This is a genomic window from Paenibacillus sp. F024 (assembly GCF_057814255.1).
Genome location: NZ_JBVASZ010000031.1, coordinates 34,194 through 43,024, shown reverse-complemented (window position 1 = coordinate 43,024; position 8,831 = coordinate 34,194). Strand labels below are relative to the sequence as shown.

General features: G+C 51.4%; 9 protein-coding genes. 8 read left to right on the top strand and 1 reads right to left on the bottom strand.

Annotated features, from left to right (window positions below):
- Positions 1 to 235: 235 nt before the first annotated feature.
- A complete protein-coding gene (locus tag ACZYR9_RS22450) occupies positions 236 to 1,192 on the bottom strand; it encodes a diguanylate cyclase domain-containing protein (protein ID WP_488980669.1) in 957 nt (318 codons plus the stop codon).
- Positions 1,193 to 1,581: 389 nt separating this feature from the next.
- Here ACZYR9_RS22450 and bioD point away from each other — a divergent pair, with 389 nt between their 5' ends.
- From bioD to ACZYR9_RS22410, 8 genes are all read left to right on the top strand, one after another.
- Positions 1,582 to 2,319 (top strand): dethiobiotin synthase, encoded by a 738-nt coding sequence (gene bioD / locus ACZYR9_RS22445; RefSeq protein ID WP_488980668.1) that lies wholly within the window; start codon positions 1,582 to 1,584, stop codon positions 2,317 to 2,319.
- A 38-nt stretch (positions 2,320 to 2,357) separates the two neighbouring features.
- Positions 2,358 to 3,350: a biotin synthase BioB gene (gene bioB, locus ACZYR9_RS22440; protein ID WP_488980667.1), complete on the top strand. Its 993-nt coding sequence runs from the start codon at positions 2,358 to 2,360 to the stop codon at positions 3,348 to 3,350.
- Between the two features lie 14 nt (positions 3,351 to 3,364).
- Positions 3,365 to 4,516 carry an 8-amino-7-oxononanoate synthase gene (gene bioF / locus ACZYR9_RS22435; RefSeq protein ID WP_488980666.1) on the top strand — a complete coding sequence of 384 codons (1,152 nt, stop codon included), beginning with the start codon at positions 3,365 to 3,367 and terminating at the stop codon, positions 4,514 to 4,516.
- 17 nt (positions 4,517 to 4,533) lie between these two features.
- Positions 4,534 to 5,346, top strand: coding sequence for an alpha/beta fold hydrolase (locus ACZYR9_RS22430; protein WP_488980665.1), 813 nt, complete (start codon positions 4,534 to 4,536; stop codon positions 5,344 to 5,346).
- Positions 5,330 to 6,199, top strand: a complete 870-nt coding sequence (bioC, locus tag ACZYR9_RS22425; RefSeq protein ID WP_488980664.1) for a malonyl-ACP O-methyltransferase BioC — start codon at positions 5,330 to 5,332, stop codon at positions 6,197 to 6,199. The genes ACZYR9_RS22430 and bioC overlap by 17 nt, the downstream gene beginning before the upstream one ends.
- A gap of 134 nt (positions 6,200 to 6,333) precedes the next feature.
- The gene (gene kduD, locus ACZYR9_RS22420) at positions 6,334 to 7,089 is read left to right on the top strand and encodes a 2-dehydro-3-deoxy-D-gluconate 5-dehydrogenase KduD (RefSeq protein ID WP_488980663.1); all 756 of its coding nucleotides are present in this window, start codon (positions 6,334 to 6,336) and stop codon (positions 7,087 to 7,089) included.
- Complete coding sequence (locus tag ACZYR9_RS22415; protein ID WP_488980662.1) at positions 7,089 to 8,072, top strand: sugar kinase; 984 nt, start codon at positions 7,089 to 7,091, stop codon at positions 8,070 to 8,072. The genes kduD and ACZYR9_RS22415 overlap by 1 nt, the downstream gene beginning before the upstream one ends.
- Before the next feature lie 24 nt (positions 8,073 to 8,096).
- Complete coding sequence (locus tag ACZYR9_RS22410; RefSeq protein ID WP_488980661.1) at positions 8,097 to 8,759, top strand: bifunctional 2-keto-4-hydroxyglutarate aldolase/2-keto-3-deoxy-6-phosphogluconate aldolase; 663 nt, start codon at positions 8,097 to 8,099, stop codon at positions 8,757 to 8,759.
- The last annotated feature ends 72 nt before the right edge of the window (positions 8,760 to 8,831 follow it).

Genomic DNA, 8,831 nt, shown 5'->3' with positions numbered 1-8,831 from the left:
CGAAAGGGCTGAGAAGTTTGCTTTCTCGTTATTTAGAGCTTTGTTAACCTTTTGGAACCGCCGTATGCGGACCCGCATGTACGGTGGTGTGAGAGGTCGGGGGCTAGGCGCCCCCTCCTACTCGATTATAGGGAGAGAACCCCAGAGGTTTCCTTGGGACATATTTTCCGTATTTGAGTTTAATCTCTCCTAGGGTATATTCCAGGAAAGATTAAACTATATATTTCCAATTCGTTTATTGCGGTTGGTAAACGGCCACGTTGTTCTTACCTGCTTTTTTCACTTCATACATGGCTTTATCGGCATTTTTAATCAGAGTGTTCAGGTTCTCTCCATCCTCCGGGTAAAAGCTGATCCCAATACTTGTGGTTATTCTCATGTTGCGGTTGTTTATTTCAAAAGGCTTAGAGAACTCTTCTTGAATGTTCTTTGCTATGATCTCGACCGCATGACGGTCCTGATAGTCACAGAGCAGCATTAGAAACTCATCCCCGCCTAACCTGGCCAATACGTCCTTTTTCCCTTTATATTTATGGATGGTTTGGGCTGCTTGTTTAAGCAGCTCATCGCCGACATCATGACCGTAAGTGTCATTGATTTCTTTGAAATTATCCATATCCACAAACAAAATGGCTAATGAGGATTTTTGGGCGAGCATGACTTCATTGTAATATTCCTGTAAGTAAGTTCGGTTGTAAATAAGGGTCAAGCTATCAATAAAAGCTTTATTCTCCAGATCGATAACATAACTTAAGAAAGAGGCCATAGTCTCTAATAAGGAAATTTCGTCTTTATTATAGGGATACCGCTCTCTGTCCATGACGCAAATCGTGCCGCAGCAGCGGCCATCTTTTAAAATGATAGGCACCCCGACAAACCATGTGGATCCAAGATTTCCCGTTATCGGCATGCATCTGGTCTTTGCATCTGTTTGCGTATCATCGATGACTAAGGGAGCTTGATGATTCACAACCAGGCTGCAGTAGGTTTGTTCAAAAGGTAAAGATATCCCCTCTTGAATGATAGATTCTTCCCGATTAAATGCTTTAACAATAGAATTGCTGATTTCATCGTTCAAAGCAACAAAAAAAGTATTCACCTTAATAAAACGGCTAAGTACTTCCAGGATATGGGTTGCAGCTTCCATTAAAGATTTAGAACCGTATCTTGTCTGAAGAAGGCTGTCGTTCATGTTAGGATCACCACTTTATTGGAATGTGATAGGAGATGAAGGAAGGTAAAAAAGAGTAATTCAATGCAATCTGGTGGGGAAAAAACGTTGTGAGCTTATTTTAACATGTTAACATAACATAACTCCAGAAAATATTTTTATTTTTTTCAACAATTTTAGCACTTGTCGATAGGTCTATTTTATCAATTACAAAATTATAATTAGATACATGGACCTATATATTCCTTTTTCTGACTCAGGATTGAAGATGACCGAGCAGGCAAAAGGAATTAAAATGAATGACTTGTCCTCGGCAACGGTGTGTAGTAAAATACGTTTTAGTTCAATTGTTAACCATTCATAATTAAATTAGGTTAACAATTAGAGACTTACGTATAGAGGTATAATCGATGAATAAAGGATTGTTTGTAACCGGTACGGATACGGATGTAGGTAAAACATGGGTGACAGGCGCACTTGCTGCAGCTATTAACCGTAGACTGGCAAGTAAGGAGTGTAATCAAACTCTTCGTCTGTGGAAGCCAGTGCAGTCCGGAGTTCGAATGGGTGAAGCCCAAGCGGATAGTTATCGTCTTGTACAAGGCAGCGGCCTTCCGCAACGTGAATCGGATACGGCAACGATCACGCTTGAGGCGCCGCTGGCTCCCTGGATGGCGGCAAATCGGGAGGGCAAGACGCTCGACTGGGAAGCTCTGATTCGGGAGGGACAGCAAAGGCTTCAAGCTGATGGTCCGCTTCTGGTGGAGGGGGCCGGCGGATTGATCGTGCCCTTGACCGAGCGGTGTCTGGTTGCTGATTTAGCTGCCGCTATGAGCCTGCCTTTGCTGATTGTTGCCCGACCTAAGCTGGGAACAGTGAACCATACGCTGCTGACTGTAGCGTACGCAAGGCAGAGAGGACTGCAGGTAGCCGGCGTCATTATGAACGGCTATGAGGATGAGCACGATCCAAGCTTGGCGGAAAACCGGCGCATGATCGAAACCTTTGGTCAAGTTCGCGTATGGGGCATGCTGCCTTGGAACGGAGAAAGTCCGCAAACCGATGCGGCCTGGTCAGCCTGGCGTGAGCTTTGGGTGGAGACGATCGAGCGGCGGATCGATATGCAGGCGGTTATGGCATATTTTTAAGGGACAAAAAAGTTTATTTATGCGGGAGGACCATTCGGATGTTGACAATGCAGACTAATTGGAACGAGCTGGCGGATAAATCCATTCGCGGCGAATTGCTGACTTTGGAGGAGAGCTTATCGGTGCTTGAAGCCGATGACGATGAAGTGCTTTCCATTATGCAAGCGGCCTTTAAAGTGAGAAAGCATTACTACGGGAAAAAGGTGAAGCTAAACCTGATCATCAATGCAAAAAGCGGACTTTGCCCGGAGGACTGCGGTTATTGCTCGCAATCGATCGTATCGAAAGCGGCGATTCAAAAGTACCCGCTGCTGGAGAAGGAAACGCTGGTAGACGGCGCACGCAAAGCGATGGAGCTCAAGGTGGGAACGTATTGTATTGTGGCCAGCGGCCGCGGTCCGTCGAACAAAGAGCTGGATCAGGTTGTGGAGGCCGTCAAAGAGATTAAGTCGACGATGCCGATGAAGATTTGCGCCTGCCTGGGGATTCTGAGCGAGGAGCAGGCTGCAAAGCTGAAAGATGCCGGCGTAGACCGGTATAACCATAATTTGAATACGAGCAAGCAAAATTTCTCCAATATAACAACAACACATACATATGACGACCGGGTAGAGACGGTAGAAAAAGCAAAAGCAGCAGGAATGTCCCCTTGTTCGGGCTGTATTATCGGCATGGGTGAGACGAATGAGGAGATCGTAGAGATGGCTTATGCTTTACGGGAGCTGGATGCGGATTCGATTCCGGTCAATTTCCTGAACGCGATTCCGGGAACGCCGCTGGAGAACAACAGCGAGCTGAATCCGCGCAAATGTCTGAAGGTTCTGGCTTTGATGAGGTTCATTAATCCGTCCAAAGAGGTTCGGGTAGCCGGAGGACGCGAGGTGAACCTGAGGTCACTACAGGCGTTGGGATTATATGCGGCCAATTCCGTATTTGTCGGCGATTATTTGACTACGGAAGGTCAAGAGGCGACCGCCGACCACAAAATGATCGAGGATCTTGGCTTCGAGATCGAGCTGTGCGCTCTATAAGGTGATGCTTGGAGATGAAAAAACCGGTTTGGCAGTGGATGCATACGGAGCTGGAATCGCTGAAGGAACGGGCCCAGTTCCGTTCTTTAGTGGAATCGGAGCTGCAGGAGCAAGGCTGGCTGCTGCGGGATGGACGCAGGATGCTGAATCTGGCCTCGAACGATTATTTGGGGCTGCAGCAGCAAAGCGGAGTCGCCGATGCGCGGATGGGGGCTGCCGCTTCGCGATTGATTGTGGGCAACGATCCGGTGTATCGGCAGTTTGAAGAGGAGTTTGCCCAATTTAAAGGGACGGAAAGCTGTCTGCTGTTCAGCAGCGGGTATATGGCTAATGTCGGAGTCATTCCGGCTTTAATGGGACGACATGACGTCGTGTTCAGCGATCGGTTGAATCATGCAAGCATTATCGATGGCATTGTGCTCAGCCGCGCGGAGCAGGTCCGGTACCGCCATCGGGATCTGGATCATCTGGAAGCGCTGCTGCGTAAAACGGAAGCAGGCGGTAAAAAATTGATCGTTACCGATTCGATCTTCAGTATGGATGGCAGTATAGCTCCGTTACGCGAGCTGGTGGAGCTCAAGGATCGCTACGGGGCCATGCTGATGGTTGACGAAGCACACAGCGGCGGACTGTACGGAGAGCAGGGACAAGGGCTGGTGCATGAGCTTGGGCTAACCGATCGGGTGGAAATCCAAATGGGCACGTTCAGCAAAGCCTACGGCGGCTATGGTGCTTATATTGCGGGGGATGAGGTGCTCAAGCACTATCTTGTCAACAAGGCCCGCAGCTTTATCTATACGACGGCGCTGCCGCCAGCCGTCATTGAATCGGTAAGGCGCAGCTGGCTTCAGGCGCGGGAGGAGGGCTGGCGGCGCCGGGAGCTCTCGCGAAAGTCCGCCTGGTTACGTGAGGAGCTGAGGAAGCGCGGGTTTGATACGGGCGAAAGCGAATCCCACATTGTGCCGCTGCTGTTGGGCAGCAATGAACGGACGGTGCGGTTTAGCGAAAAGCTGCAGCAGGCAGGGATTGCCGCGGTAGCGATTCGTCCTCCTACGGTGCCGGAGGGAACGGCCAGAATACGTTTTTCGCTGATGGCTATCCATCGGGACGAGGATCTGCAGTGGGCGGTCGAGCAAATGGACAATGCAGCACGAGAATTAGGTTAGGCTCGGGGCTTGTCTTTGTGAACACGTTGGTAGGGAAGTCGGTGGGGCAAATGTCAGACGCAATAAGACGAATATTATGGATTCATGGCTGGGGCATGTCCGCAAAGCTCTGGGAGCCATCCGTTACACAACAATGCACAGGGCTGGGGATGGAGCCTCATTTTTTTTCGTATGCCGAAGGTCATTCGATCGAAGCGTTCCAAGAAGCCTTGGACCGGGTGCTCCGGGACGTAAAGCCTGAAGTGATAGTAGGCTGGTCTATGGGCGGTATACTAGCGGTAGACAGGCTATCGAAGCTGCCTGGCCAGAGCAAAGACGGGCCTGGAACGGCACTGGGGGCGCTGGGGATCAAGCGGCTTATTGTGGTCGGATCAACTCTGCGTTTTGTCAGTGGCGACCGGAAGATGGGCTGGCCAAGACGGATTGTAGAGCGAATGCTCGACAAGCTGGAAACGGATCGCAATCTTGTACTAAGCCAGTTCGCGGATGCGATGATATCTGCACAAGAACGGGCTGAAGGAAAGGGCATGACGGCAGGCGAACCCGATTTCTCATTGGAAGGTCTCAAGGCCGGCCTGCGGTATTTAATCGAGTCTGATGTGACCGAGGCATGGTCTAATCTCCTGGTTCCGGAGTTCACATCGGCAGGAGGCCGGATTCTGTGGATTCATGGAAGCGAGGATGGCATCTGTCCGGTGGAGGCGATGCCGGAAGAAATGGAAGGCGTGCGGCGCGTGGTTCTTAAGGGCGCGGGCCATGCTCCATTCATGACACAGCAGACGGCTTTTTACGAACAGCTGAGGGGTTTTCTTGATGACGACAAGGATTGATAAAAGCAAGGTAAGGCGGCACTTTGACCGTCATGCCGGAAGCTATGATCAGTATGCGGTAGTGCAGCGGACAATGTCGGATCGCCTGCTGGAGCTGGTTTTGCAGCGAAAAGCACCGCAGGATATAAGCCGCATTATCGAGATCGGCTGCGGTACGGGACTGCTTACTTACAAGCTGCTTGAGGCTTATCCCGAAGCGAACGTACTGGCGATCGATTTGTCTCCCCAGATGGTAGAGCGCACGCGGCAGCGCTGCGGCGGCGCTGCCGCCGGTCGGCTCCAAACGCTGGTTGGTGATGCGGAGGAGCTGGGGGGCGATATCAGCCAAGAGGCAGCGGAGTACGGACAGGCTGATTTGATCATATCAAGCGCCACGTTTCAATGGTTTGACGAGCCGGAACGAACCATGAAGGCTTGGCTTGAACGGCTCAGTCCAAGAGGAGCGCTTGCGTTCTCCACATTCGGTCCGCAGACCTTTATCGAACTGCATGAAGCCTTCAGAGCGGCAGAACGGGAGCTCGGGCTTCCGGAAATGTCCCATGGACAGGACTTCCTAAGTCTAAAAGAGTGGGAACAACTGTTGTTCCAAAATGCCGACGGGCTGCAGACCGGCTTTGCCTTTACCGGACTGGAGAATATGGATGTACAGACCTTCGGGGATGTCAGAAGCTTTTTGTACAGTGTGAAGCGGGTAGGGGCAGGCAACGCCAATTCGGATTCTTCAGAGACGCAGCGGGCAGGACGGCGGCTTTTTGCAGAGATGGAAAAAAAGTATATGGAGCGTTGTGCAAAGAGCAAAGATGGGATTCCTGCGACATATCATTTGCTTTACGGCCTTTTCGGTGCTGAATAATACAGTGCCGGGAAGGCTTCTTTTTGTACCCATAGTATAGCGATTTGCGGCTAATTGCCTTATAATAATTAGGTCAGGCAATCTGCTGACGTACAAAACCGGATGAGCTTAAAACGTTTAAATGGGGTGTGGAGATGCATTTGTTTGATTTAACCGGAAAGGTAGCCATTGTCACCGGAGGTGCGGTCGGTCTTGGCGGAGGGATTTCCTTGGGGCTGGCCAATGCGGGGGCCGATGTTGTAATCGTTACCAGTAACGACCGGACGCGCGAGATTGAGCAGCAAATCCAGGCTATGGGCCGAAAGACGCATACGATTGTTGCGAATCTGATGGATGATAGCGCGCTCAAACGTATCGTGGACGAGACGCTGTCCGTTTTCGGTAAAATCGACATTTTGGTCAATAACTCAGGCATTATTCGCCGGACGCCAGCTGCAGACCATGCAGCTCAGGACTGGCATGACGTGTTGAATCTGAATTTGAACTCGGCTTTTTTTCTGTCGCAGCTTGTAGGCCGCGAAATGATCAAGCAGGGATCGGGTAAAATCATCAATATCGCTTCGATGCTATCTTTTCAAGGCGGCATTAATGTTCCGGGATACACCGCTTCCAAGCATGCAATTGCGGGCGTAACGAAAGCGCTTGCTAACGAATGGGCCGGTAAAGGCATTCAAGTGAATGCGATTGCACCGGGCTATATGTCTACGGACAACACGGCGGCGCTTCGTGCCGATGAGGAGCGCAGCTCGCAAATCTTGGGACGCATTCCGGCAGGGCGTTGGGGTTTGCCGGAAGATCTGCAAGGCCCTGTTGTGTTCTTGGCTTCGCAAGCTTCCAACTATATGAGCGGTCACGTGTTATGCGTAGACGGAGGGTGGATGACAAGATAATGACGACGAGCAGACAACCAGAAGCTTTGCAGATGTTTCAACCTGAAGTCATTACGTTTGGTGAGTCGATGGCGCTGATGATTCCGGAGAACCCCAAAGGAATTGAATATGCACAGCAATTTCAAGGGATGTTCGGCGGAGCGGAAGGGAATCTGGCCATCGGCATCTCCCGGTTAGGCCACCGGGCCGGCTGGTTCAGCCGACTGGGGAAGGACCCGTTCGGACGGATGATCTTGAAGCGAATCCGCGGTGAAGGCGTGGACGTTTCCCGTGCTGAGCTGACTCCGGAAGCGCCGACCGGCTTGATGCTGCGTGAAGACGTATCCGGCAAGCCTTCGGTGTACTATTACCGTAAAGGCTCCGCGGCCAGCACCTTGGGTCCGGAGCACCTGGATGAAGAATACATTAAGCAGGCGAAATATCTGCACGTTACAGGGATTACGCCGGCGCTTAGCTCAAGCTGCCGCGAAGCTGTCAAGGAAGCGATCCGAATGGCGCGTAAGCATGGGGTTAAGGTATGTTTTGATCCGAACCTTCGGCTCAAGCTCTGGCCGCTGGATGAAGCGCGCGAGGTTCTGCTGGAGCTTGCGAAGGATGCGGATTACTTCCTCCCGGGATTGGACGAGCTCAAGCTGCTCTACCAAACGGAGAGCTTCGAGGAAATCGTCGATCATCTCAGCAAGCTGCGTGCGATTTCTATCATCAAAGGCGGCAATGACGAAACGTTCATTGTCGAACAAGGACAAGTCAGTTCGGTGCCGTATTTCAAAGCTGAGCGAGTGGTGGACACGGTGGGTGCGGGAGACGGCTTTTGCGCCGGTTTCATCGTCGGCTTGCTTAAGAATTACAGCTTGACCGAAGCGGTCCGTCTCGGCAATCTCATCGGCTGTATGATCGTACAGATGGAGGGCGACTGGGAAGGGGCTCCGACTTGGGAGCAGGTTGAAGCATTCTTAAACAATGAGAAGCATGTGGAGCGGTAGAAAGAAAGGGCGGATGAGGGCAGGATGAAGAAAATCAAGCTGATGCAGCAATTGGTGAATGAAGGCGTTGTCGCGGTGTTGCGTGGCGATACGCCTGACGAAGTGGTTGAAATGGCGGAGCAGGCTATCGAAGGCGGCATTAAGGTTATTGAAGTGACGATGACGGTGCCGTTCGCATTACAAGCGATTGAAAAGCTTTCGAAGAAGTATTCCAGCACGGCGCAGGATCCGGGCAAATACGCCATCATCGGCGTAGGTACGGTGCTGGATCCGGAAACCGCTAGGGCAGCTATTCTGAGCGGCTCCGAATTCGTTGTAGGGCCTTCGCTGAATCCGGACACGGTCACGCTTTGCAACCGTTACCGTGTGCCTATTATGCCTGGCGTGATGACGATCCAAGAGATTCAACGGGCGTTGGAGCTGGGAGTGGACGTAGTAAAGCTGTTCCCGGGTAATCTGTATTCGCCTTCCATGATCAAAGCGATTAAAGGACCGCTGCCGCAGGCTAATGTCATGCCGACAGGCGGCGTATCGTTAAGCAATCTGGGCGAATGGATCAAAGCCGGCGCTGTTGCGGTCGGAATCGGCTCCGATTTGACGACGGATGCCGTAAAAACCGGAGACTACAGTCTGGTAGCCAAAAAAGCGGCGCAGTATATCGAAGCTTACCGCACGGCCAAAGGTTGAACGAAAAGCTAAGCAGGCCCTTTTTCTTTCATGCCGGGAGCATGGGAAGCGAAGGGCCTGTTTTTTAATAGT

Coding starts and splice junctions, on each gene's coding strand:
- ACZYR9_RS22415 (WP_488980662.1), top strand. CDS start 7,089: ATGACGACGAGCAGACAACCAGAAGCTTTGCAGATGTTTCAACCTGAA.
- bioB (WP_488980667.1), top strand. CDS start 2,358: ATGTTGACAATGCAGACTAATTGGAACGAGCTGGCGGATAAATCCATT.
- kduD (WP_488980663.1), top strand. CDS start 6,334: ATGCATTTGTTTGATTTAACCGGAAAGGTAGCCATTGTCACCGGAGGT.
- bioF (WP_488980666.1), top strand. CDS start 3,365: ATGAAAAAACCGGTTTGGCAGTGGATGCATACGGAGCTGGAATCGCTG.
- bioD (WP_488980668.1), top strand. CDS start 1,582: ATGAATAAAGGATTGTTTGTAACCGGTACGGATACGGATGTAGGTAAA.
- bioC (WP_488980664.1), top strand. CDS start 5,330: ATGACGACAAGGATTGATAAAAGCAAGGTAAGGCGGCACTTTGACCGT.
- ACZYR9_RS22450 (WP_488980669.1), bottom strand. CDS start 1,192: ATGAACGACAGCCTTCTTCAGACAAGATACGGTTCTAAATCTTTAATG.
- ACZYR9_RS22410 (WP_488980661.1), top strand. CDS start 8,097: ATGAAGAAAATCAAGCTGATGCAGCAATTGGTGAATGAAGGCGTTGTC.